21 protein-coding genes, 16 tRNA genes and 1 pseudogene are annotated in these 23,993 nt (G+C 37.0%); 1 reads left to right on the top strand and 37 read right to left on the bottom strand.

The window, feature by feature from the left end; translation table 11 throughout:
• Positions 1-49 precede the first annotated feature (49 nt).
• From I2490_RS06585 to I2490_RS06550, 8 genes are read right to left on the bottom strand one after another with little or no spacing between them, the layout of a single operon-like run.
• The gene (locus I2490_RS06585) at positions 50-778 is read right to left on the bottom strand and encodes a Stp1/IreP family PP2C-type Ser/Thr phosphatase (RefSeq protein WP_206458949.1); all 729 of its coding nucleotides are present in this window, start codon (positions 776-778) and stop codon (positions 50-52) included.
• 42 nt (positions 779-820) lie between these two features.
• A complete protein-coding gene (gene rsmB / locus I2490_RS06580; protein WP_206458948.1) occupies positions 821-2,101 on the bottom strand; it encodes a 16S rRNA (cytosine(967)-C(5))-methyltransferase RsmB in 1,281 nt (426 codons plus the stop codon).
• 1 nt (position 2,102) lies between these two features.
• Positions 2,103-2,792 carry a zinc metallopeptidase gene (locus I2490_RS06575; protein WP_206458947.1) on the bottom strand — a complete coding sequence of 230 codons (690 nt, stop codon included), beginning with the start codon at positions 2,790-2,792 and terminating at the stop codon, positions 2,103-2,105.
• Positions 2,793-2,849: 57 nt separating this feature from the next.
• A complete protein-coding gene (fmt, locus tag I2490_RS06570; RefSeq protein ID WP_206458946.1) occupies positions 2,850-3,779 on the bottom strand; it encodes a methionyl-tRNA formyltransferase in 930 nt (309 codons plus the stop codon).
• Between the two features lies 1 nt (position 3,780).
• Positions 3,781-4,251: a peptide deformylase gene (gene def / locus I2490_RS06565; protein WP_206458945.1), complete on the bottom strand. Its 471-nt coding sequence runs from the start codon at positions 4,249-4,251 to the stop codon at positions 3,781-3,783.
• Between the two features lie 43 nt (positions 4,252-4,294).
• Entirely contained in the window at positions 4,295-6,310 is a 2,016-nt protein-coding gene (gene priA, locus I2490_RS06560) for a replication restart helicase PriA (protein WP_206458944.1), read from the bottom strand.
• Between the two features lie 20 nt (positions 6,311-6,330).
• Complete coding sequence (asnA, locus tag I2490_RS06555) at positions 6,331-7,344, bottom strand: aspartate--ammonia ligase (RefSeq protein WP_206458943.1); 1,014 nt, start codon at positions 7,342-7,344, stop codon at positions 6,331-6,333.
• A 60-nt stretch (positions 7,345-7,404) separates the two neighbouring features.
• Positions 7,405-7,968, bottom strand: a complete 564-nt coding sequence (locus I2490_RS06550) for an epoxyqueuosine reductase QueH (RefSeq protein ID WP_206458942.1) — start codon at positions 7,966-7,968, stop codon at positions 7,405-7,407.
• A 167-nt stretch (positions 7,969-8,135) separates the two neighbouring features.
• Here I2490_RS06550 and I2490_RS06545 point away from each other — a divergent pair, with 167 nt between their 5' ends.
• Entirely contained in the window at positions 8,136-9,038 is a 903-nt protein-coding gene (locus tag I2490_RS06545) for a TIGR01212 family radical SAM protein (protein WP_206458941.1), read from the top strand.
• Between the two features lie 66 nt (positions 9,039-9,104).
• On the opposite strand, the gene I2490_RS06540 is transcribed toward I2490_RS06545, so the two are convergent.
• From I2490_RS06540 to I2490_RS06400, 29 genes and pseudogenes are all read right to left on the bottom strand, one after another.
• Positions 9,105-9,686, bottom strand: coding sequence for a thymidine kinase (locus I2490_RS06540; RefSeq protein WP_206458940.1), 582 nt, complete (start codon positions 9,684-9,686; stop codon positions 9,105-9,107).
• A gap of 76 nt (positions 9,687-9,762) precedes the next feature.
• Positions 9,763-9,838: transfer RNA gene (locus I2490_RS06535), tRNA-Phe, on the bottom strand.
• Between the two features lie 19 nt (positions 9,839-9,857).
• Positions 9,858-9,934 (bottom strand) — tRNA-Ile (locus tag I2490_RS06530).
• A 15-nt stretch (positions 9,935-9,949) separates the two neighbouring features.
• Positions 9,950-10,026: transfer RNA gene (locus I2490_RS06525), tRNA-Pro, on the bottom strand.
• Between the two features lie 20 nt (positions 10,027-10,046).
• Positions 10,047-10,122 (bottom strand) — tRNA-Trp (locus tag I2490_RS06520).
• A gap of 22 nt (positions 10,123-10,144) precedes the next feature.
• A tRNA-Ser gene (locus I2490_RS06515) sits at positions 10,145-10,236 on the bottom strand.
• Positions 10,237-10,266: 30 nt separating this feature from the next.
• Positions 10,267-10,355 (bottom strand) — tRNA-Ser (locus I2490_RS06510).
• 28 nt (positions 10,356-10,383) lie between these two features.
• A tRNA-Lys gene (locus I2490_RS06505) sits at positions 10,384-10,459 on the bottom strand.
• Between the two features lie 3 nt (positions 10,460-10,462).
• Positions 10,463-10,538 (bottom strand) — tRNA-Gln (locus tag I2490_RS06500).
• A gap of 15 nt (positions 10,539-10,553) precedes the next feature.
• Positions 10,554-10,630: transfer RNA gene (locus I2490_RS06495), tRNA-Arg, on the bottom strand.
• Between the two features lie 24 nt (positions 10,631-10,654).
• Positions 10,655-10,728: transfer RNA gene (locus tag I2490_RS06490), tRNA-Gly, on the bottom strand.
• Between the two features lie 5 nt (positions 10,729-10,733).
• Positions 10,734-10,808, bottom strand: a tRNA-Gly gene (locus I2490_RS06485).
• 5 nt (positions 10,809-10,813) lie between these two features.
• A tRNA-Tyr gene (locus I2490_RS06480) sits at positions 10,814-10,898 on the bottom strand.
• An 18-nt stretch (positions 10,899-10,916) separates the two neighbouring features.
• Positions 10,917-10,991 (bottom strand) — tRNA-Thr (locus tag I2490_RS06475).
• A gap of 17 nt (positions 10,992-11,008) precedes the next feature.
• A tRNA-Asp gene (locus I2490_RS06470) sits at positions 11,009-11,085 on the bottom strand.
• Positions 11,086-11,089: 4 nt separating this feature from the next.
• Positions 11,090-11,165 (bottom strand) — tRNA-Val (locus I2490_RS06465).
• A gap of 129 nt (positions 11,166-11,294) precedes the next feature.
• Positions 11,295-11,369 (bottom strand) — tRNA-Asn (locus I2490_RS06460).
• Positions 11,370-11,508: 139 nt separating this feature from the next.
• Positions 11,509-12,138, bottom strand: coding sequence for a YigZ family protein (locus I2490_RS06455; RefSeq protein WP_206458939.1), 630 nt, complete (start codon positions 12,136-12,138; stop codon positions 11,509-11,511).
• An 8-nt stretch (positions 12,139-12,146) separates the two neighbouring features.
• Positions 12,147-13,430: a GTPase HflX gene (gene hflX / locus I2490_RS06450; RefSeq protein ID WP_209010588.1), complete on the bottom strand. Its 1,284-nt coding sequence runs from the start codon at positions 13,428-13,430 to the stop codon at positions 12,147-12,149.
• 57 nt (positions 13,431-13,487) lie between these two features.
• The gene (yunB, locus tag I2490_RS06445; RefSeq protein ID WP_206458938.1) at positions 13,488-14,159 is read right to left on the bottom strand and encodes a sporulation protein YunB; all 672 of its coding nucleotides are present in this window, start codon (positions 14,157-14,159) and stop codon (positions 13,488-13,490) included.
• Positions 14,160-14,224: 65 nt separating this feature from the next.
• Complete coding sequence (gene codY / locus I2490_RS06440) at positions 14,225-15,004, bottom strand: GTP-sensing pleiotropic transcriptional regulator CodY (RefSeq protein WP_206458937.1); 780 nt, start codon at positions 15,002-15,004, stop codon at positions 14,225-14,227.
• 155 nt (positions 15,005-15,159) lie between these two features.
• Positions 15,160-16,593 (bottom strand): ATP-dependent protease ATPase subunit HslU, encoded by a 1,434-nt coding sequence (gene hslU, locus I2490_RS06435; protein ID WP_206458936.1) that lies wholly within the window; start codon positions 16,591-16,593, stop codon positions 15,160-15,162.
• Positions 16,594-16,612: 19 nt separating this feature from the next.
• Complete coding sequence (gene hslV / locus I2490_RS06430) at positions 16,613-17,152, bottom strand: ATP-dependent protease subunit HslV (protein WP_206458935.1); 540 nt, start codon at positions 17,150-17,152, stop codon at positions 16,613-16,615.
• Between the two features lie 17 nt (positions 17,153-17,169).
• Complete coding sequence (gene topA, locus I2490_RS06425) at positions 17,170-19,239, bottom strand: type I DNA topoisomerase (RefSeq protein ID WP_206458934.1); 2,070 nt, start codon at positions 19,237-19,239, stop codon at positions 17,170-17,172.
• A gap of 103 nt (positions 19,240-19,342) precedes the next feature.
• On the bottom strand, positions 19,343-20,395 hold the full coding sequence (gene dprA, locus I2490_RS06420) for a DNA-processing protein DprA (RefSeq protein ID WP_206458933.1): 1,053 nt from the start codon (positions 20,393-20,395) through the stop codon (positions 19,343-19,345).
• 24 nt (positions 20,396-20,419) lie between these two features.
• Positions 20,420-21,949 (bottom strand): YifB family Mg chelatase-like AAA ATPase, encoded by a 1,530-nt coding sequence (locus tag I2490_RS06415; RefSeq protein ID WP_206458932.1) that lies wholly within the window; start codon positions 21,947-21,949, stop codon positions 20,420-20,422.
• A 24-nt stretch (positions 21,950-21,973) separates the two neighbouring features.
• Complete coding sequence (locus I2490_RS17145) at positions 21,974-22,315, bottom strand: YraN family protein (RefSeq protein ID WP_206458931.1); 342 nt, start codon at positions 22,313-22,315, stop codon at positions 21,974-21,976.
• Positions 22,316-22,468: 153 nt separating this feature from the next.
• A pseudogene (locus I2490_RS06405) lies at positions 22,469-22,570 on the bottom strand (IS3 family transposase); the annotation flags it as partial.
• A gap of 271 nt (positions 22,571-22,841) precedes the next feature.
• Positions 22,842-23,927, bottom strand: coding sequence for a reverse transcriptase/maturase family protein (locus tag I2490_RS06400; protein WP_206458930.1), 1,086 nt, complete (start codon positions 23,925-23,927; stop codon positions 22,842-22,844).
• Positions 23,928-23,993: the final 66 nt, after the last annotated feature.

Here is a 23,993-nt window from a genome sequence, read left to right as displayed (position 1 = left end):
GCCCCTCCATCTTTTCAATAGTAATTCACTTCTTTCAATTTAACCCTATTTATATCATAATGCAAACTACGGTTACGTTATCTTTTCCACCCCGTTCATTTGCCGCTTTTACATAATCATTTGCCAAACGATGCATGGATCTTCTTCCCTGCGCCATTGTATGGAGTTCTTCTTCCGTTAGTTCTCCATATAAACCATCGGTACACATTAAAATTAAATCACCTTCATAAACCTTAAACTGATAAAAATCCGGTAAAAGATCCGCATCTGCACCAATCGCACGGGTAATCATATTTCGTTTTGGATGATGATCCGCTTCCTCTTTCGTAATTGCACCGCTTTTCAATAACTGATTCACATAAGTGTGATCTTCGGTTATTTGACGAATTAACTTGTCTCTTATTAAATAAACTCTGCTGTCCCCCACATTCACAATATAAGCCTTTGTATTATTTATGTATACCAAAGCCAATGTGGTAGCCATGCCTGCATTTCTATGGCTCTCTTTTGCCATTGCAAAAAGTTGCTGATTTGTCTGACGCAAGCATTCTAAAAAATAATACTTTAAATTTTCATCTTCAGTTGTTTCTGAAATACGATTCTTTGCTACGTATTCTGCAATCTGCTGTACTACGAAACGGCTTGCAATTTCCCCCGAATTATGCCCACCTACACCATCTGCAATGATATAAACCCTTTGCTCCGGTAAGATAAAAAAAGCATCCTCATTATTACTCCTTTGCCGACCTCGATCCGTTTTAAATCCAACTCTCAGCATAAATTGATCCTCTACCTTCTCCCCTTTTCGATGTATGTAATATTAAAAGCGACGACACATCTTACAAATATAAAATCCATCCGTTCCCGATTCATTTGGAAAAAGCTGCTCTTCTTTTATTAACTCATAATTAGGATACTGTAAAAGAAATGCTTTGCTCACTTCCTGATTTTCATAAACGGATATTGTACAGGTACTATATACTAATACGCCCCCTACCTTTAAATAATTCGACGCATTTGATAAAATTTGAAGTTGTTTCTGTGGTAATAGCTTCATCTCAGAATCAAACTTTTTGTACTTGATTTCAGGTTTGCGACGAATGACTCCTAAGCCGGAGCAAGGTGCATCAACCAATACTCTATCAGCAATAGCAATGAATTCTTGATTTCGCTCTGTTGCATCCCAGGTCTTTGTTTCAACAATGGAAATCCCCAAACGAGATGCTTCTTTATCAATGATTTCAAGTTTTTTCGGATAAACATCACCAGCAAAAATTTGTCCTTGATTTTTCATTTTTTCTGCTATATATAAAGTTTTTCCGCCAGGCGCTGCGCATACATCCACTACGGTTTGTCCTGGTTTTGGATCTAATGCTTCCACTGCACACATAGAGCTTTCATCTTGCACAGAAAAGCAACCATTTTGATATAATTTAGAATCTAAAATACCACTGCCCTTTACATTGATTGCCTCAGGAATTCGCCTTCCATAATTGACTTCAAATCCTTCTGAATGAATTGCTTCAATGGTTTTCTCTACGGAATTTTTTAATAAATTTACACGTAAAGTAAGTTCAGGAGTTTGATTACCCGCCGAAAGCAATGATTCGGTAAATTCAAATCCATATTCCTTTAGCCATTGTTCAATCATCCAAGGTTCATAAGAGTATTTTACAGACAAATATCCCACAGAATCTTTCTGCAGGTCTTTCAATGATATCTTATGTTTTTCACGCTGGTATCTCCGAAGAACCGCATTAATAAATGCGTCACGACCTCTGCAATACTTTTTAGCCAATAAAACAGATTCATTAACCGCTGCGTATGGTGGTATCGCATCCATAAAGCAAAGCTGATAAATTCCCATTCGAAGAAGAATTAAATCGCTTTTTTTCATCTTTGACATTTTTTTTACAAAGAATGCAAGGATATAATCCAAATAGTATTTATTCTCTATCACTCCATATACCAATTCTCGTACCAATGACGGTGAATCAGGCTTTAATTGCTTGATATGATGGTTAAGTGCTAAATTAGAATAAGCATTCTTTTCCTCTACATCGAGCAATGTCAAATAGGCAGTTTTTCGATTGTCATCCACTTTAGTCGCGCCCCCTAATTGCAAGGATTCTGATCAAATTGGCAACGGAAACAGCTAAAGCTGCAACATAGGTCAAGGCTGCTGCAGAAAGTACTCGCTTAGCTCCACCAGCTTCCTCTGGATATATAATATTTTTTTCTTGCATTTGTACAATTGCCCGATGACTTGCATTAAATTCTACTGGTAACGTAATTGCTTGAAATACAACTGCACCGCAAAAGAATAAAATCCCTAAGTTAAACAGCAGACTTCCTTGCGGTGAATTCCCCATAAAGAGACCGATTAATAAAAGCGGCCAAGCCAAATTAGATACAAGAGAAACCACAGGAGCAATTGTGTTTCTTATGCTTAACGGCATGTATCCTAACCCATGTTGAATTGCATGACCTGTTTCATGCGCTGCAATGCTAACTGAAGCAATCGACGCATCATTATAAACAGCAGAAGAAAGTCGCATAACTCTCTTCCTTGGATCATAATGATCCGAAAGTCGGCCTTGAATCATCTCAATTCGAACGTCCGATAATCCATTCTTATCTAATAACAATCGAGCAGCCTGTGCACCGGTGATGCCTTTTCGATTTCGGACTTTTGCATATTGTGAATAAGCAGATTTGACTTTAGCCTGTGCATACATAGCGAATATCATCGCTGGAATCAAATAAATGATCGAACTATCAAACCAATACATCTTTCTCCCTCATTTCTCTCATTTTCTTTTTTATCAATCTTAAGAATATCAAATATTTTATCCTAAGATTTGATGAATTTCAATTTCATTCCCTTTAATGTAATCTTCTACTTTCATCGCACGCTTTCCCGGAAATTGTAGTTTCGTAATACGAAGAATTTTCCCTCCTGCAACAACATCCATACCATTTCTATCTACATTTACTATTGTTCCATTCAATAGATTTGAGGTTTGCTCAACCACCTCAGCCTCCCATACTTTAATTGGAATGCCTTTATAAATAGTATGTGCTCCAGGCCATGAATTGAAACCACGTATTAACCGTTCCAGTGTAATCGAATCTTTTTCAAAATTCAAAAGGCCTTCAGATTTAAATACCATAGGTGCATACGTTGCTTCACTCTCATTCTGTGCATTTCTTTCGTTGGTTCCTTTAAAAATTGCAGGAAGTGTCTCAATCAAAAGATCTGCTCCTAATTGCGCTAACTCTGTATGCAACATCTCTACATTTTTATTCAAAATCGGCGTTTCTGCTTTTGAAATCATATCTCCGGTATCCATTCCCTCAGCCATATACATAAGCGTAACACCCGTATTTTCTTCACCATTTATGATGGCTCGATGGATGGGAGCTGCTCCACGATATTTTGGAAGCAAAGAAGCATGAATATTAATACATCCGAACTTTGGAATTTCTAAGATAGATTTCGGTAATATTTTCCCATAAGCCGCTACTACAATCAAATCTGGATTTGCTTCTTTTATCTGGCTTAGAAATTCATCATTTCCTTTCACCTTATCTGGCTGCAATACAGGTATTTGTCGATTCTGAGCTTCTGCCTTTACGGGTGTAACTTGTATTTTTTTTCCACGATCTTTCGCCTTATCCGGCTGTGTTATTACTAGTGAAACCGGATATCCATGATCACACAAAGCTTTTAAAGCCGGTACTGCAAAATCCGGCGTTCCCATATATACGATTTTCATATTATTCTTCCACATCCAATTCTACATCCCGAATATCAAAGGCTTTATCAACAAATAAGATTCCCTGTAAATGGTCGTATTCATGACATAGTGCCCTTGCAACCAAATCCGTCGCTTCATAAACAACGGTTTCTCCTTTACGATTTAAACCCCTAATCTTTACATATTGAGGACGTTCTACCTTCCCAATCACTCCCGGAACACTTAAGCATCCTTCCTCGTCAACTTGTGTACCCTTCGTTTCTAAAATCTGGGGATTTATCAATTCAATAAAAGTGTCATCCACCTCAACAATAAACATCTGCTTTAAAATACCAACTTGCGGTGCTGCAATGCCAATACCATTGCTTTCATGCATCGTTTCAAGCATATCATCGAGCATCTCCAAAATTCGGCTATTGATTTCTTTTACTTCTTTCGCCTTTTTTGCTAAAATTTCATCGCCTCGACAAACTACATTTCTTAAAGCCATTTCCTGATTCTCCTTTTTACTTTTTTAAAGATAACCTTCCTAACTATAGGAAACTATATGGATTAATATCGACAGAAAGCAAACAGCTCGATTTTTTCTTTACGAAAAAAATTTGTTTTAATTCTGCGATTTCTTTTGCATATTGTTTTCGAGTTCCAAGCTTTGCCTTAATCAATATTTGATAACGATAGCGCTCATTTACTCGGTTTATCGGTGCGGGCTGAGGTCCTAAAATAGATACTGCTTCTTTCCTACCCGACTTTGCTCTTAAAAATTTTCCTACTTCTTCAGCCATTAGTTTTGCTTCTTGTTCATCTTTTGAAGAAATCACCAATTGGAAAAAGTTACAAAAAGGCGGATAGCCAGTTTGCTTTCTCAGAATTAATTCTTGTTGATAAAAATCTTCATAATCATGGTGTGAAGCGGCCTCAATTGCATAATGCTGAGGTGTATAAGACTGTATAATTACAGTCCCCGGAAAATTTCCTCTTCCTGTTCTTCCTGCTGCCTGTGTTATCAGCTGAAACGTTCGCTCCGAAGAACGGTAATCTGGTATATTTAATGATACATCGGCAGAAATGATTCCTACAAGACCGACATTAGCAAAATCCAATCCCTTTGCCACTAGTTGCGTACCAATTAAAATATCAATTTTCCCCTTATGAAAGCTTTTTAATACTCGTTCAATGCTGCCTTTTTTCTTTACCGTATCCAAATCCAATCGGGCAATGTTAGCTTCTTCAAATAACGTAGCCGTTACTTCTTCCACTTTTTCTGTTCCCATTCCAAAGTATTTGATATACTTACTTGTACAGTCTGGGCAAATTTTAGGAACTGGGCTTTTTTTTCCACAAAAATGACAGCTAGCTTCATTGTCTTCCTTATGATAAGTCATTGAAATGCCACAATCCGGACACTTCATAACATAACCGCAATTACGGCATGAGATAAAGGTAGAATATCCTCTCCGATTTAAAAACAAGATAACTTGCTGTTTTTTTTCTAAGCATTTTTTAATACCTTGATAAAGAGCAATGCTGAATATACTTTTATTCCCACCCTTTAATTCTTCTCTCATATCTACAATTTCCACGGATGGTAAAGGCATCTCATTATAACGTTTTGTTAAACGAATTAAATTAAATTGCCCTGTTTTTGCTCGATAATAGGACTGTATGGATGGTGTAGCACTTCCAAGTAAAACGATACTTTGATTTATCATCGCTCGTTTTACTGCTACCTCAAAGGTATCATATTTAGGTGACATATCCGATTTATAGGTACTTTCATGTTCTTCATCTAAAATAATAATTCCGATGTTTTCTAATGGAGCAAAGACTCCGGAGCGTGCTCCAATAACAATTTTTACTTCTCCATTCTTCACACGCATCCATTCATCATAGCGTTCTCCCATTGACAATTTGCTATGTAATACCGCTACTCGCTCGGTTCCAAAACGGTTGATAAATCGCTCAATGGTTTGTATAGTAAGCGATATTTCCGGTACTAACATGATGGCTGTTTTCCCTTTTTTTAAGCAAGCTTCAATGGATTGCATATAAATTTCAGTTTTTCCACTGCTCGTAACGCCGTGAATTAGAAACACTTCATGTTTATTTTGATTCATGGGCTGTATGATTTCATTCAAAGCTTTATCCTGCTCTAATGTTAACTGTTTTGGTTCACTCGGCTGTCGAATCATATCCGAAAAGGGATTTCTTTTCTTTCCTCTTTTTGAAGAGCTTCCAGCCGGAGTAAAACATTTGATGGCATCAATATAACGACATAGATAGCGTTTCCGCATCCAACTGCAGGTACTGATTGCTTCCTCGCTAAGAGAAATTTCTTCAACCCTCGATGCCACCAGTTTTAATCCTTTTATTGTCTCAGGCAGTTCATCCATTACCTGAAATACATAGCCATCCTTCATACGGTTTCCCATTGCAAAGGGAACCCGCACCTTATCCCCGACTCGAATGTCTTCCAATTCGGTTCCATAGGTATAAAGTACATCAGTGTGATCGGTATTATTATCTATGGCTACATTTACATACTTCATGAAAACTCTTTCTTCCTCTCCTACAGCAAGAAGATATGATTGTTCTTACATTCTTCAATCATTGCCTCAGGCCAAACGGATACTTGTACTTCTCCAATGTGAGCTCTTCTTAAAAAATACATGCAAAGTCGAGACTGACCGATACCTCCACCAATACTGTATGGTAATTCTTTATTTAAAATCGCTTTATGAAAATCCAATTCTTTTCTATCTGTAGCATTTGCCAACTTTAATTGTTTTTCCATTGCATTTTCATCTACACGAATACCCATAGATGAAATTTCAAACGCGATACCCAAAATATCATTCCAAAGAATAATATCTCCATTTAATTCCCAGTCATCATAATCCGGCGCTCTACCATCGTGTTTTTCGCCCGATTTTAATGCGCCGCCGATTTTCATAATAAAGACAGCACGTTTTTCTTCTGCAATCGCATTTTCTCTTTCTTTCGGTGTTTTATCCGGATATCGATCTTCCAATTCCTGTGTAGTAATAAAGAAAATCTCATTTGGTAATTGCGTACGAATCATCGGATATTCACGATTTACATAGTCTCCAAGATTCTTTAACGCATTATATAAGGTAGTTACTGTCTTTTTTAAGTATTCTTCGTTACGATCTTCCTTATTAATAGCCTTTTCCCAATCCCACTGATCAACATATACGGAATGTAGATTGTCAAATTCTTCATCACGGCGAATAGCATTCATGTCGGTATATAAACCTTTTCCAGGTTCGATGTCATACTTGCCCAAAGCCATACGCTTCCACTTTGCTAAAGATTGCACGATTTCAACGTTTTTTTCATTCATATCCTTTAATGTGAAAGATACCGTACGTTCTACTCCATTAAGATTATCATTCAAACCACTCTCAGGAACTACAAAAAGTGGTGCAGTTACACGCTGTAAATTTAATCCGCAAGCCAACTCTTGTTGAAAAAAGTCCTTAATTTTCTTTATTGCAATCTGACTTTCCATTAAACCGATGATTGGATCATAATGTTCTGGTATCATTAGCTTTTCACTCATCTTTACACTCCTTCGCTTTGTTCTTCCTTATTTTTTATAGCTTTTCCTGATTCAATAGTACTATTCCCACTTCGAAAATTCACAACCACAATAATTTTGACGGTAAAGACCATATTCCTTAGAAAGAGCAACGGATCGTTGAAATCCAGCTTTTTTCTTAAAGTCTCTCATTAAAAATTTACATCCATATTTTTCTGCAAATTCATTGCCCAGCTGGCAAATTAATTTATAATTTTTATGAGGACTAACCGATAAGGTTGTTGTAAAATTCTCAATCTCTAATATTTGAGCCATCTGCGCACTTTTTTCCAGTCTTAAACGAAAGCACTGCGTGCAACGTATTCCACCCTCCGGCTCACTTTCCAAGCCTCGTGTAATCTGATAAAAAGCATCCGGCTCATAATCTCCTTCTATAAAACAAACTTTTTTTTCTTCGGTTAATTGTTCATTGTATTGATTCAAAAAAAGTAATTGCGCTTTTTTTCGTTTTTCATATTCTGATAAGTCCGTTATATTTGGATTATAAAAGAAAACGGTAATGTCATATTCCTCCATTAATTGTTCAATAACAGCTGTACTGCAAGGACCACAACAGCTATGTAACAATAGTTTTTCTCTTTTCATATGGATTCTCTTTTCTTTTTTTTTATATCACTCTTCCAAATTAAAAGTGAATAGGATACACTAATAAATAGCACTATTATAACAAGTTATTATATCATAGAGTCATTCTAGGCGCAAATTTTGTAATAAAAAACTGCGTATCTGTTTAAAAAATCGAGGTGTTTATTTTGGAAAATATATTTGGTAGCAATCATTTTAATACTATAGCTACTTATTTAAAAAAAGAATTTGGCTGCCGCATCATTAAATTAAGCTTAGATGCAGGTTTTATTTGTCCAAACAGAGATGGTTCAAAAGGTATCGGAGGTTGTATTTTTTGTTCTGATGACGGATCCGGTCATTTCGCAAGCACCATTCCCGAGCAAATTCAACTTTTGTCTTCAAAATGGCCAAGTGGAAAATACATTGCTTACTTTCAGAGTCATACCAATACCTATGCACCCGTTAATATACTTCGTAAGTTTTATGAAGAGGCACTCGCTTATCCAAATGTAATAGGGTTGTCCATTGCTACAAGACCCGATTGCCTATCAAATGAAATTTTAGACTTGTTGGATGAATTAAATAAGAAGAGTTACCTTTGGATTGAGTTAGGTCTTCAAACGATGCATGATAATACAAGAAATCGTTTGAATTGCGGTTACTCGCTTACCGACTTCGAAGAAGCAATGAGGCAATTAAAGAAGCGAAACATAAAAACAGTAGTCCACTTAATTCTAGGGCTGCCATGGGAAACAAAAAAAGATATGCTTGATTCTGTCAGCTATGTTGGAAAATTACATCCATTTGGAGTAAAGCTGCATCTCTTACATGTAATAAAAAATACAAGACTTGCCGACCTTTATCCTTTAGAATTCAAAACCTTAGAAAAAAATGAATACATTAATTTAGTTGTGGATGCTTTGGAACAGCTCCCGCAGGATATTACGATTCACCGCATTACAGGCGACGCACCTGCAAATGATTTAATTGCCCCCCTTTGGAGCATTAATAAACGTTCCATTTTAAACGGTGTACAAAAAGAATTCAAACGAAGAGAATCGTTTCAAGGAAAATATTGTAGGGAATAAAAAGAGAGTCGATATCTTATCGACTCCCTCATAATTATTCAAATACTATTTTGCTATCATCTTTTTTCAATCGTCCTTTAATCGACCATCGTTATAATGCTTTCTGCATAGAGAAACATACATATCATTGCCTCCAATGACAATTTGATCCCCCGTCTTAACAAATTTCCCATCAACGATACGGGCTACCATCGTTGCCTTTCGTCCACACCAGCAAATAGTCTTTATTTCTTCAATTTTATCAGCGTATACAAGCATATAATAGGAACCTTCAAAAAGTTCATTTTTAAAATCGTTTTTTAAGCCATAAGCCAATACAGGAGTATCAAAACTGTCTACAATTTCAACCAATTCCTGAACATGATGTTTCTTTAGAAATTGACATTCATCAATTAAAACACAATCGATTTTATGCTGTCCATCCGCCTCCATAAAAAGCTTTAAAATATTCGTATCATCATTTACTATAACAGCATCCCGCGTAATTCCTATTCGAGAAGCCACAGTTCCAACTTCATAACGATCATCGACACCGGAAGTTAATACAAGTACTCGTTTCCCCCGTTCTTCATAATTATACGCGACTTTAATCAACTCTATGGATTTTCCTGCATTCATCGTGCTGTAACGATAATAAAGCTGTGCCATCTGCATTCCTCTTTTCTTCTAAAAAAAATAGCCCCTCGGACGCAATGTCGGCAAGTGACTACTTTCAAAAGATTAATGGTGCCCAGACTCGGAATTGAACCAAGGACACGGGGATTTTCAGTCCCCTGCTCTACCTACTGAGCTATCTGGGCGTATATTACGAATATTGAATGGTGGGCCATCAGGGACTTGAACCCCGGACCTGCCGGTTATGAGCCGGATGCTCTGACCAACTGAGCTAATGGCCCTCACCTGTTTTTTAATGGTCGGGGTGGCAGGATTTGAACCCGCGGCCCACTGGTCCCAAACCAGTTGCGCTACCAAGCTGCGCTACACCCCGATATGTATTATTTAGTTATTTGGCAGGGGCAGTAGGACTTGAACCCACGGCACGTGGTTTTGGAGACCACTGCTCTACCAACTGAGCTATGCCCCTATAATCCTACACACTTAAAATGTGGCGGAGAAGATGGGATTCGAACCCATGCACCAGTTGCCCGGTCTAACGGTTTAGCAAACCGTCCTCTTCAGCCTACTTGAGTACTTCTCCATCATTCACTGGAAATCAAATGAGCTTATCTGGCGGAGAGGGTGGGATTCGAACCCACGGCCCCTTTCGGAGTCACTGGTTTTCAAGACCAGCTCCTTAAACCGCTCGGACACCTCTCCAAACTGAGTTCTGCGTCCTTTTTTAAATTGGTGACCCATCCGCGATTCGAACGCGGGACACCTTGATTAAAAGTCAAGTGCTCTGCCAACTGAGCTAATGGGTCATATGGCTGGGGTAGCAGGACTCGAACCTACGAATGACGGAGTCAAAGTCCGTTGCCTTACCGGCTTGGCTATACCCCATTCTCTAGAAAAAATTGGTGAGCCCATAGGGATTCGAACCCCAGACACACGGCTTAGAAGGCCGTTGCTCTATCCAGCTGAGCTATGAGCCCACGTAAGAATTTCTTACGCGAAATTGGAGCGGATGATGAGAATCGAACTCACACTATCAGCTTGGAAGGCTGAAGTTCTACCATTGAACTACATCCGCATAGTTGGAGCGGAAGACGAGATTCGAACTCGCGACCCTCGCCTTGGCAAGGCGATGCTCTACCCCTGAGCCACTTCCGCATACTTGGTGGAGGGAGATGGATTCGAACCATCGAAAGCTCAGCTAACGGATTTACAGTCCGCCCCCTTTGGCCTCTCGGGAATCCCTCCAAAATGTATTTATTTAAATGGAGCTGGCGAAGAGAATCGAACTCCCAACCTGCTGATTACAAATCAGCTGCTCTACCGTTGAGCCACGCCAGCATATGTGTAGTTAAAAATGGCGACCTGGATCGGGCTCGAACCGACGACCTCCAGCGTGACAGGCTGGCATTCTAACCAACTGAACTACCAGGCCAATTTGGTGGGCGCTATAGGGCTCGAACCTATGACCCTCTGCTTGTAAGGCAGATGCTCTCCCAGCTGAGCTAAGCGCCCCCGGCAATTCTCATTTTTAACTATCTGACACATTTACTTATTATACACAGCTTGTTCATCGAAGTCAAGTACTTTTTTCTTTTTTTAAAAAGTTTGTTTTTCGAAGTCCCTTCGTCAACTTTTCAAAATTGGCTCCAAGGGTGGGGCTCGAACCCACAGCCTATCGGTTAACAGCCGAGTGCTCCACCATTGAGCTACCTTGGAAAATTTATTGCTTCTTTGTGAGCCGATATTTATCTTAGCACAAGCACCTACCCTTGTCAACGTATAATTTCTATTTTTTAGGATTTTTTCGCACATTTAGTCTTTCTATCTGTTTTTAACCACTATAGCTGGTGTCTTTTTACGGGCGAACCTTTACTAATTGCAACGTTTCTTCCAATACTTGACCACTTCCGCCAGTCAAATTCGACAACAGCTTTTTTATCTCGTCGGTATAGGAAGGTTCGATACCTAAACTTACAGTGACTGTATCTGTATAAATTGCATCCTGAAGAAAAAAGCCTTCTGATGCAGATAAATTTTGTAGTTTATCATAATAAGTATAATCAACTCTAACCTTTAACAATGTTTGTTCTTGTACATCACAAATTCCAGCTGCTTCTAAGCCAAGCTTCGCACTGCTTGTATAAGCACGCACCAACCCGCCTGTCCCCAATTTTATTCCGCCAAAATATCGTGTTACAATGACTGCCACATTAGTTATGTTTTCCTTTACAAGCATTTGTACCATAGGTGCTCCTGAAGTGCCCTGCGGCTCCCCATCATCACTTGCCCATTGTAATTCCAATTTTTCACCAATGACAAAAGCAGGTACATTATGCGTTGCATTTCGGTGTTTTGCTCTGATTTGTGCAAAAAAAGCTTCGGCTTCTTCTCTGGATTCTACCGGTTTAACATGTGCAATAAATCTCGATTTTTCAATGATTTGTTCTGCGGTTGCTTCTTCCATTATTGTTTTATATCGAATCATAACGTCTCCTATTCCATATAGTAATCGCGTAGACGATTTTGATCTTCAAAAGACAATTCCACTTCAAAATAAGTGCCATTTTCTCGATATTCCATTTTTATCGGCTTATTTTTTTGACATAAATATGAAGAAATATCCCCTCTGTCATAAGGGATTTGTAACTTTACAAGTTGTCTATCCGAAAAAATCCGAAGCTTTATCTGTTGAATTAATTCTTCGAATCCTTCTCCAGTTTTTGCTGAAATATAGACTACCTGTTCTCCAACAAGTGGTAACTTCGAGCGTTCTTCAATTAAATCAATCTTATTATATACTAGAAGTTTATCTTTATTTCCTGCACCGATTTCTTTTAAGACATGGTTGGTTACATCAACGTGAAAATCACTGGCTTCATAGCTGCTATCCACTATATGCAGCAACAAATCAGCATAATTAACCTCTTCCAATGTTGCCTTAAACGCATTGACTAAAGTATGAGGTAATTTACTTACAAATCCAACCGTATCAATCAGTATAAACTCCAAATTAGAATCCAATTTTATACTGCGCTGTGAAGTATCTAGAGTTGCAAAAAGCATATTTTTTTCAAAAACAGTCTTGTCCTCTTTTTCACTTTGCGAAAGTAAACGGTTCATCAAAGCAGACTTTCCTGAATTGGTATATCCTACTAAGGCCACCACAGGAATGTTTGAACGCTCGCGCTTTGCACGTTGGGTATTTCGATTGTTTTTTACTTCCTGAATTTCACGCTTAACGTCATCCATACGTTTATTAATGTGACGACGATCTGTTTCTAATTTCTTTTCTCCAGGTCCCCTTGTGCCGATTCCGCCGCCTAGACGAGATAGAGACTTACCAAATCCGGTTAAACGAGGCAGACGATATTGAAGCTGTGCTAGCTCAACTTGAAGCTTTCCTTCTCTAGAAGTTGCCCTAGCCGCAAATATATCTAAAATCAAAATTGTGCGATCAATAACGCGAACTCCGAGCTGTTCTTCTAAGTTACGAAGCTGCACTCCAGAAAGTTCATCGTTAAACACAACAACATCCGCCTGCATATTTTCGCACATTTCAATTAATTCTTCCACTTTACCTTTTCCAATGTAGGTTGCGGTATTCGGCCTTTCTAAATTCTGTACCATTTCCCCGATGACTTCAATACCAGCCGCTTCAGAAAGTCCCCAAAGTTCTTTCATGTAATAGGAAATATCTCGATTCAATTGAACCCCTACCAATATTCCTCTATACGCTTCTTCTTGAATTATTTCATTTTTTTCGTTAAATCGAATCATGCTTCCTCCTAAATTACAAGTGTAGTATATCATAGCAATCTTAAAATGCAAAGAAAACTAATTGACAGCATCTAGGATACTCTTTTCCGGTACAAATATGTAACTCTGCGGTACATCTCCTACAATAATGGTTTCCGCAACCAAAACTGTATTTTTTAATTTCATCTTATTGCTGGAAAATGGTACAAGTACTTTCGCGCTGCTGTTTACTTCTAAATAAACCCTATGACGTGTCTGATTGATGCCAGTGCTTTCAAATTCCGTTTTAAAGTTCACTTCAGTCGTAGCCATAGGAAGAATCGACAAATTGAATTTAGGCCCCGTTTGAGAGAGAATTTGGCTTCCCATCAAACTCCCAATCGGCAACTGAATCTTTGTATTGCTTAAAGTCATTAATTTTTTCTGAATACGAACCGTCATGTCTGTGGCCAAGCGATTCATAGCTACAGTATCTGCTTGCACCAAAGTTATTTTTCCATCTTTATCAAATTTTATTTCAAGCAATTGCCCTGCATTGATATCTTCAATAAATTTTTCCCTTATCGCTTGATTGATTGTCTGAGTCACAATGGCTTTTACTCTCATCTCCGAAACAGATGTAATGGCTGGTTTTACAACTCTTAAAAAGAAAAATGTACTATATATAAAGAACAAAAAAAACAGAATCAAACACAAAAATCCTCTTGTGCCACCCTGCTTATTTTGCTTTTTCCTTCTATGGTCGTTCATAAAAAAACCCCCAATCACATATCAGAATATGCAGATTAGGGGTTTTTTGTCACTATTTCTCTCGATTAATTGTCCATAGCAGCAAGTTCTTCTTTAAACTTACTATTAATAATTTTAATGTGTGTTCCCTTCATACCCAAAGATCTGGATTCGATAACACCAGCACTCTCTAATTTTCGCAATGCATTAACAATTACAGAGCGAGTGATACCGGAACGGTCGGCAATCTTACTTGCAACCAAAAGCCCTTCATTACCCTGTAGCTCCTTAAAAATTTGTCGAACTGCTTCTGCTTCAGAATAAGATAAAGTACCAATGGCCATACGAACCACATTTCTCTTTCTTTCTTCTTCCTCTGCTTCAATGGCTTTTCTTCTTTGAATTTCCAGACCAACAACCGTTGCACCATATTCTCCCAGAATGATATCTTCATCACCAAATTCAGGCTCATATCTCGCTACGATTAAAGTGCCCTGTCTTTGCTTACCACCAAAAATAGGAATGATTGTATGAAGCTTATCTGCTGTATCATAGTCATATTTAAAGATTTCTAAAACTTCCTCATCTTTTAAATTACACTGTGTTTCATGTATTGCGAGTAAGGCTTCATTGTATTCAATCGGAAATGTTTCACTACCTGTAATCGCATCCTTAATCGTAGAACTATCAATACGATCCTTATAGTGTACACCGATTACCTTTCCTTTACGACTGGCAACGTATACATTTCCATCTAAAAGATCACTTAATATCTCACACAATTCATTAAATGAAAATGCACCCTCTACACTTTCCTGTAACATCCAATTTAATTTTCTTATTTTTTCCAACAAAGTTTTTCCCATATTTATCCTCCATTCTAGTACGTTTTTTCTTGGGTCTTTTACTTACTTTTATCCTTATTTTTTTATAGGGTTGAAAACATTATAACGGGAAATTTTTATAAAGTAAAACGTTTTTTTATATTATTCGAAAAATTCTATCTTTTATTCACTTTACTTTATAAAATATAACGATCAATATCATCTTCATGAATTCGATCGGCAAATTTTTCCTTTACATATTTAGCATCAATCACAACTTCCTCCTCTTCCATATCTGGAATATTGAATGAAATATCCTCCAATAATTTTTCCATTATGGTATGAAGTCTTCTTGCACCAATGTTTTCTGTCTGTTCATTTGTTAAATATGCAATTGTAGCAATTTCTTCTACTGCGTCATCGGCAAAGTTTACTTTAATACCCTCTGTCTCTAGAAGCATTTTATGCTGCTTTAAAAGGGCATTTTCCGGTACCGTTAAAATTTGTACAAATGCTTCTTTTGTTAAATTCTCTAATTCCACACGAATTGGAAATCTACCTTGCAATTCCGGTATTAAATCCGTTGGCTTTGCAATGTGGAATGCACCTGCACCAATAAATAAAATATGATCTGTTTTTAAAGGCCCGTATTTTGTATTTACGACACTACCTTCTACGATAGGAAGTATGTCTCTCTGAACACCTTCTCTTGAAACATCTGCTCCAGATTTATAACCGGAACCGGAAGCAATTTTATCAATTTCATCAATAAAAATAATCCCGTTTTGCTCTGCATTTTCTAAAGCTTCCGATGTTACTTGATCCATATCAATTAAATTTTGTGCTTCTTGCTCTCTTAATATTTTTCTTGCATCTTTTACACGAACGTTCTTTTTCTTTTTCTTTTTGGGCATCATATCACCAAAGATATTGCCAATGGAGATACTTGCACCCTCATTGCCCAAATCTAATTGATTCATACCCTTCTGAGATTCCGTCACTTCAATTTCAATGAATTGTTCTTCTAAAAGCCCCTGTCGAAGCTGCTGCCTCACCTGCTCTCTCGCAAGCTCTACATCACCAATTTCCTGATCCTTGCTATCTTGTACAGAAAGACTGGGTTGACTTGGTGTTGTCTGTTGAAATCCTCCCATGATGAAATCAAACGGTCCTCGAACGCCTCCTGGTGCTGAAGATGGTTTCTTTTTTCCAGGTATAATTGCTTCAATAATCTTCTCTTCTGCCATTTCATCCGCAATCGAATATTTTTCCTGTAAACGTTTTTGTTTTGTAATTCTAATAGAAGCTTCCATTAAATCTCTTACCATAGAATCCACATCACGTCCAACATAGCCTACTTCTGTAAACTTTGTTGCTTCCACTTTAACAAAAGGTGCATCCATCAGTTTAGAAAGTCTTCTTGCGATTTCCGTCTTTCCTACACCGGTAGGCCCCATCATTAAAATATTTTTTGGCGTAACTTCTTCACGCATCTCATCGGGAAGCAAGCTTCTACGATAACGGTTACGTAATGCCAATGCTACGGATTTCTTTGCCTGATCCTGTCCAATAATGTATTTATCTAACTCTTGTACAATTTGCTTTGGGGTCATGCTATATAATTGACTCATTTTCACTCTCTCCTTTACCCTATAATTTTTCTACGGAAATGTGATCATTCGTATAAACACAAATAGAAGAAGCAATGCGTAACGCTTCCCTTACTACTTCTTCCGCTGTCATATCTGTATGATTGTATAAAGCATTCGCAGCAGCGTATGCGAAATTGCCACCTGAACCAATTGCCACAAAGTTTTCATCCGGCTCTATCACTTCTCCGTTTCCGGAAATCAAAAGCAGACTTTCTTTATCTGCAGCAAGCATTAAAGCTTCCAGATTTCGCATCGCACGATCTGATCTCCACATTTGTGCCAAAGCGACGGCTGCTCTTTTTAAATTACCAGAATGCTCTTCCAATTTTTTCTCGAATTTTTCCGTTAGAGTAAAAGCATCGGATACAGAACCAGCAAAACCAGTTAAAACAGTATTTTTATAAATTTTACGAACCTTTTTTGCATTATTTTTCATAATAGCAGTTTGACCCATAGTTACCTGGCCATCACCACCGATACAAATATCGTTTTCATTTCTTCTTATAGCTACAATGGTTGTAGCATGAAATTCTCCCATAATTGACCTCCCTTTTTCTATTCTTTATACCCACATTCTGTATTGGAACACAAAAGTTTCGTTGTTTTTGTCTTTTTTTCTGTCATAAGAGCACCACATTTTGGGCATTTTTGATTAATCGGCTTATTCCAATAAAGCTGATTGCATTCCGGATACCCGCTGCATCCATAAAATAGTTTTCCATTTTTGCTTTTTCTTGCTACAATATCTTTTCCACACTTTGGACAATTGACATCAATTTTTTTCACACGAGGTTTTGTATTTTTACACTCCGGATATCCACTGCAAGCTAAAAATTCACCAAATCGACCATGTTTGATTGCCATTGGCTTTCCGCAAAGCTCACACATCTCATCCGTTAGTTCATCTTCAATTTGTACTTTTTCAATCGCAGCATCCGCAACTTCAAGTTCTTCTGCCAGTGTTGCATAAAAACCTTCAATGACAGACTTCCAATGTAAATCTTTGATCTCAATATCATCCAACTGATCTTCCATCCCTGCTGTAAAACCAGCATCTACGATTTCTTTGAAATAGGTCTCCATCAAATCAGTAACGACAAAGCCAAGTTCTGTTGGTTTCAGCACTTTTTTTTCTCGGTTTACATACTTTCTTTCAATAAGAGTTGCTATAATCGGTGCATAGGTACTTGGACGTCCAATGTCTTTTTCCTCTAAATCCTTTACAAGTCCTGCTTCAGAAAAACGAGAAGGTGGCTGCGTAAAATTTTGATCGCTTAATAAATCGACAAGGTTTAATACCTCACCCTCTTGCATATCAGGAAGCATCTTTTCTTCATCTTCTTCACTGCTGTTGTTATAGATTTTTAAATAGCCATCAAATTTTAATTTTGATCCGTTTGCCTTAAAGGTATAAGAATGATTCTTTATCTCTGCAGATATTCCATCATATACCGCTGCTTTCATACGGCTGGCTACAAAACGTGACCAAATTAATTTGTAAAGGTTATATTGGTCTTTTGACAAGGAATCCTTAATGCTATCAGGTGTCAAAGATACAATACTTGGACGGATGGCTTCATGCGCATCTTGAACATCTTTCTTCTTATTCGAATATACATGATTGCCTAGATAGTCCTTAGAATATTGTTCAGTAATAAATGCAGTAACCGCTTCTTGTGCTTCATTCGAAATACGTACAGAATCGGTTCTGATATAAGTAACCAAACCAATGGTTCCTTGACCTTTTACTTCTACACCTTCATAAAGCTGCTGCGCAATCAGCATTGTTTTCTTTGTATAGAATCCTAATTTAGTGGATGCTTCCTGCTGTAAACTACTTGTTGTAAAAGGAGGCATAGGACGTTTCATTCGTTCTTTGCGTTCTAATTTATTTACAACAAACTGACTCTTATCAATCTCCGACAGAATCTGTTTTGCTTGCTGCTCATTTTCTATTGTAATCTTTTTCCCATTTTGTTCAACAAGTTTTGCAGTAAATTGCTTTTTACTGCTTTCGCTCTTTTTTACTTTTCCAAGGAGAGCGCTGATAATCCAATATTCTTTTGGAATAAAGTCTAATATCGCTTTTTCCCGATCACAAATTATTTTTAATGCAGCAGATTGTACACGCCCCGCGCTGAGACCTCTGCGAACTTTACGCCATAAAAGTGGGCTGATTTTATATCCCACAAGTCGGTCAAGTACGCGTCTGGCTTGCTGTGCATCAACAAGTCTCTGATCAATTGGTCTAGGATTTTTTACTGCATTTCGAATTGCTCCTTTTGTAATTTCATTAAATACAATTCGACATGGCTTTTCGATATCGATACCAAGTAAATGTGCAATGTGCCAAGAAATGGCTTCCCCTTCTCGGTCAGGGTCAGTCGCCAGATATACTTTATCGGCTCCTTTGGCTTCTTTTTTTAATGCCTTGATAACATCGCCTTTCCCTCGAATCGAAATATATTCAGGTTCAAATCCATTTTCTATGTTTATTCCCAGCTTACTTTTTGGTAAATCTCGAACATGACCTACAGATGCAATAACCTTATATTTGCTTCCAAGAAATTTACCGATTGTCTTCGCCTTTGACGGTGACTCTACTATGACTAAGGATTTACTCATTCGTTTCCTCCCAATCCAGTCTTTTTTATGTAGAATTTTTTCCTACATTATTATAATATGAAATGATTGTTCGTTACAAAAACTGATTATATTTCGAATTTCATTACTTTGCAATAAAAATTTTTCCAAAACAAGTCTGAATTACACCTTTTATTTCTAAAATAGTCACTAATCCATTGATGTAAGATGGTGTTCTTTTTAGTTTTTTACATAAAAAATCAATCGTAGTTTCGCCTTCTATCAATATTGCATCATAAAGCTGCTTCTCTTCCATGCCAAGGGATTGATCACATATGTATTCTTCCTTTTTTGCTGTAAAACCAAGATTTTTTTCAACATCCAAAACTGTGACAACTGGAATTGCACCATCTTGAATTAATTTATTTGTACCAATACTGTTTCTTTGAGTAATATTTCCCGGAACTGAAAAAATATCCCTTCCTTGTTCTGCTGCAAATTCTGCAGTAATCAAAGAACCACTTGATAAACCAGCCTCTGTCACAATAACAGCTTGGGACAAACCACTAATAATACGATTTCGTAAAGGAAATCGAAATGGTCTAGGTGGCGTACCCGGAAGAAATTCTGAGACAATTAATCCTTTTTTCTCTATTTCTTCCATCAACGTTTTATTTGATGAAGGGTAACAAAGATCAACACCACATCCTAATACCGCAATGGTATTCCCCCCATTCTCCAATACCCCCTTATGTGCAAACGTATCCACACCATAAGCCAACCCGCTAACGACAGTTACATTGCATTTTGCCATACGTTCTGCCAGCTGTAAAGAAACTATCTTTCCATAACTTGAAACTTTTCTTGCTCCTACAATCGCAACACACGGTGTATTCCAAAGATTTGCTTTACCTTTATAATATAGCATACATGGTGGATTATTCATCTCACGAAGAAAAAAAGGGTAATTATCATTTAAATAACTTACTGAGCCAATTTTATGTTTTTTCATGTAAATAATCTGTTCCTCTGCTTCATCCAGATTTTTACTCAGTCCAATTATGTCTGCACATGCGTAAATGGCAGCGCAATCCTGATATTTCTTGATTAACCTTATCTTTTCAGGGAGACGAATGCCTTGCAACCGGTCAAACCATATTTCATATACGGAAGCGACAAATGGATTTAAATCATTCAATTCTACTTACCTCATTTTTCATCATTAGCCATAATATTTTTCAGTGCAATGATAACGAATGGCTTCTGCCATATGTATTTCTTTAATCAAAGAAGCTTCTTCAAAGTCACTTATGGTTTGTGCTACTTTTATAATTTTATAGTAACTTCTTCCACTGAGATTTAATTTCTGTAAAGCTTCTGTCAATAATCTTTTAGCACCGGAATCAAATTTGCAATATCTCTTAATTAAATTGGGAGATAATTGTGAGTTATAATAAATCGTCTCTTTCTGATATCTTTCTTCTTGAATTTTACGTACAAGCAAAACTTTTTTTTGCATACTTTCCGAGTTTTCTGATTGATAATTTTCTGTCATATATAGTTCTTTTTTTACTGGAAACAATTCAATTTGCATATCAATACGATCCAGAAGCGGACCAGAAACCTTCGAAAGATAATTACGAATTTGTTGTGGTGTACAATTGCATGTATGTGTTTCACTTCCAAAATATCCACAAGGGCAAGGATTCATTGCAGCTATCAACATAAATTGTGCAGGGAAGATAATATTGCCTCCAATTCTAGAAATTCGGACCACCTGTTCCTCCAAAGGCTGCCGGAGCAAATCCAATATCTTCCTATGAAACTCAGGGAATTCATCCAAAAAAAGTACCCCATGGTGTGCGAGTGAAATTTCTCCCGGCTTTGGACGATTTCCTCCACCAATTAATGCTGCAGGTGTCACTGTATGATGTGGAGCACGGAAAGGTCTTTCATGAAGGATGGTATGATCCTTTGACAAGGTACCTGCCACACTGTGAATTTTTGTAACCTCTAATTGTTCTTCCTTATTAAGAGGTGGTAATATTGTTGAAATTCTTTCTGCAAGCATTGTTTTTCCAACACCAGGTGGTCCAACCATCAAAAGATTGTGTGAGGCAGCTGCTGCTATTTGAAGCACACGTTTGGCTGCTTCTTGCCCAATTACATCTGAAAAATTTAAAGTATTATTTTTTTGATCCTTTTTCTTGTTTTTATTTCTTTGATATGGATGAATAAATGAAAAATCCGAAAAAAATTGCACCACCTGCTTTAAGTGATTAATCGGATAAATTGTTATATCTTTCACTAAAGATATTTCTTCTGCATTTTCTTTTGGAAGTATGATTTTTCTTATACCTTGTGCACGTAGCCCAATGGCTAAAGGTAAAGCTCCCTGTATTGCATGAATGCTGCCGTCTAAAGAAAGTTCTCCCAAAAATGCAAACTCATCCAGCATCTCCTTCTTTATAACTCCCAATGCAGCCAATACTCCAATGGCAATAGGAAGATCAAAATGGGTGCCTTCCTTTTTTGTATTTGCCGGAGATAAATTAATAATGATACGTTTACTAGGAAACGTATAACCAATATTTGAGATAGCAGCTCGTATTCGATCTTTTGATTCTTTTACAGATAAATCAGGAAGTCCTACGATGTTTAATACAGGCATTCCCAAAGATAGATCCGTTTCAACATAAATTAAATCTGCCTGCAAGCCATAAAGAGATGCAGTTTTTATCCTTGAATACATACGCCTCCCCCTTCCCTCTTTTGTCTAAAACGCATTCATAGTATGACGTAAATAAACGTTTCTATATAAAACTAATATTTCTATTACATCAATCCGGAATTCATAATTATCTAGGTTTTTTTTCATTAAATAATATTGAATCGTCTTATGTATATGTTTTTTCTTTTTCTTCGTAATCGACTCGTAGGGTTCTCCGAATTTAAGATTACGCCTTGTTTTTACCTCAACAAAACATATTACATTTTTACTTTGGACAATTAAATCCAATTCTCCAAAGCAACAGGAATAATTTTTTTCCAAAATTTTATATCCTTTTTTAATAAAATATGAAGCTGCAACCCCTTCCCCCCATTTTCCTAAAGACATACAAATCCTTTCTGCATAAACAGTTTTACATTTTTTACCATTTTATCACTTTTTACAATAATTACAAGTCTAAAATAAAAAAAAAGTGGCTTCACCACTTTATAAATCATAACCGCCGACTCTGTACTGAACCCCAAATGTTAGACAGTTTAATTATGCAACTCTTAGGGACTGAATCCTGTATTGTACAGGACTTAGTCCTTTTAATTTAATTTTATTCCGTCTATAGTTGTAATAAGCGATATAATTTTCAAGTTCTAAAATAATATTTAGAATTTTACCTCGCTAACACATCCCACTTCGTATTTATGCATCATTATTCTCCCATGAGGCATATAAAATAATTTAAAACTGGAATTATCTATTGTTTCGTATATTTTACGTGCATTCATACTGTTTTTGAGCATTATATCTGTAGCTTCGAAAATTTTTTGGCAAATCTTCTCACGCTTTTTGGCAAACTTTTCATATCTGCCATAGCGTGAGATTTTTAGTTTTTTGCCACTTAGTTTGAGATTATTGGTTCCTAGTTGTCCCTCCTGAATATAGTATCATTCAACAGCTTAGCCTTGAAGTTATAACTGTCAAAATGCTGCATGATACCAAGATATGACTGTACGGACTGGTTTATCTCTTCAAAGTCCTTAGAACCTTCCGAATAAGCTTTCTGAAGCATTTTAAACTTCCTCTTAATCTTCTTTAAGGTCTTTTTCTTTAGTTTTCTATGTGTAGCCCATACTCTAAAGCCTACAAACTCAATACCGCACGATATGGGTCTTATAGCGGTCTTATTATTCAAGTCTAGGTCGAGAACTTCTTTTAAGAATACTTCAATATCGGTTTTAATCTCATGTAAGTATTTTTTATCATCTGCCAGTATTATTATATCATCCATGTATCTTACATAGTAGTGTATTCCAAGCTTATGCTTAACATACTGGTCAAGCTCATTGAGATATATGTTAGCGAATAGCTGAGAGGTTAAATTTCCTATCGGTATCCCTACATCAAAAAGCCTATCTTCTTCACTGCATTGGTCAGGCTCCATTCCAGCAGGAAGTCCAAAAGGAACATCTTCACTGTTTATAATCGTATCTAAAAGCCAAATAAGGTCTTCATCCTCAATCTTATTTTTCAGGATATCCAATAGTATTTTATGATTAATCCTGTAGAAATATTTTGATATATCCAGTTTTAAATAATAGTATTTCTGTGGCTTCCTGTTTACTTGCCTTAACCAATATTGAAGCCTATCAGCAGCCTTATGAGTACCTTTTCCAACTCTGCACCCATAACTATCATAAATGAATTGCTTGTCATATATCGGATATAAGACCCTGTATATAGCCCATTGGACAACTCTGTCCTTAAAGGGTAATGCCATTATTAACCGCTTTTTAGGGTCATAGACAAAGAATTCTCTATACCTACCAACCTCATAAGTCTTATATATTAATTCATTTTGAATCGTGATTAAATTCTCTTCAAGGTTTGTATTGAACTCCAGTACATCACGTCTGTATCGTTTGCCTTTCTTTGCTTCATTTGTTGCTATATAAAGATTTTCAAAGTCTATTATTTCAGAAAATATATTTCTTAGTTTTTTAGCCATAAAGCACACTTCCTCATAATAATTAGTCATATGGCTATGTGTAGCACTTTTCATTTCTTACTTGGT

It is taken from the genome of Anaerovorax sp. IOR16, from assembly GCF_017168145.1.
GTDB lineage: Bacteria > Bacillota > Clostridia > Peptostreptococcales > Anaerovoracaceae > IOR16.
Note: the sequence above shows the minus strand (reverse complement) of the source record. Positions and strands in the feature narration are given on the sequence as shown.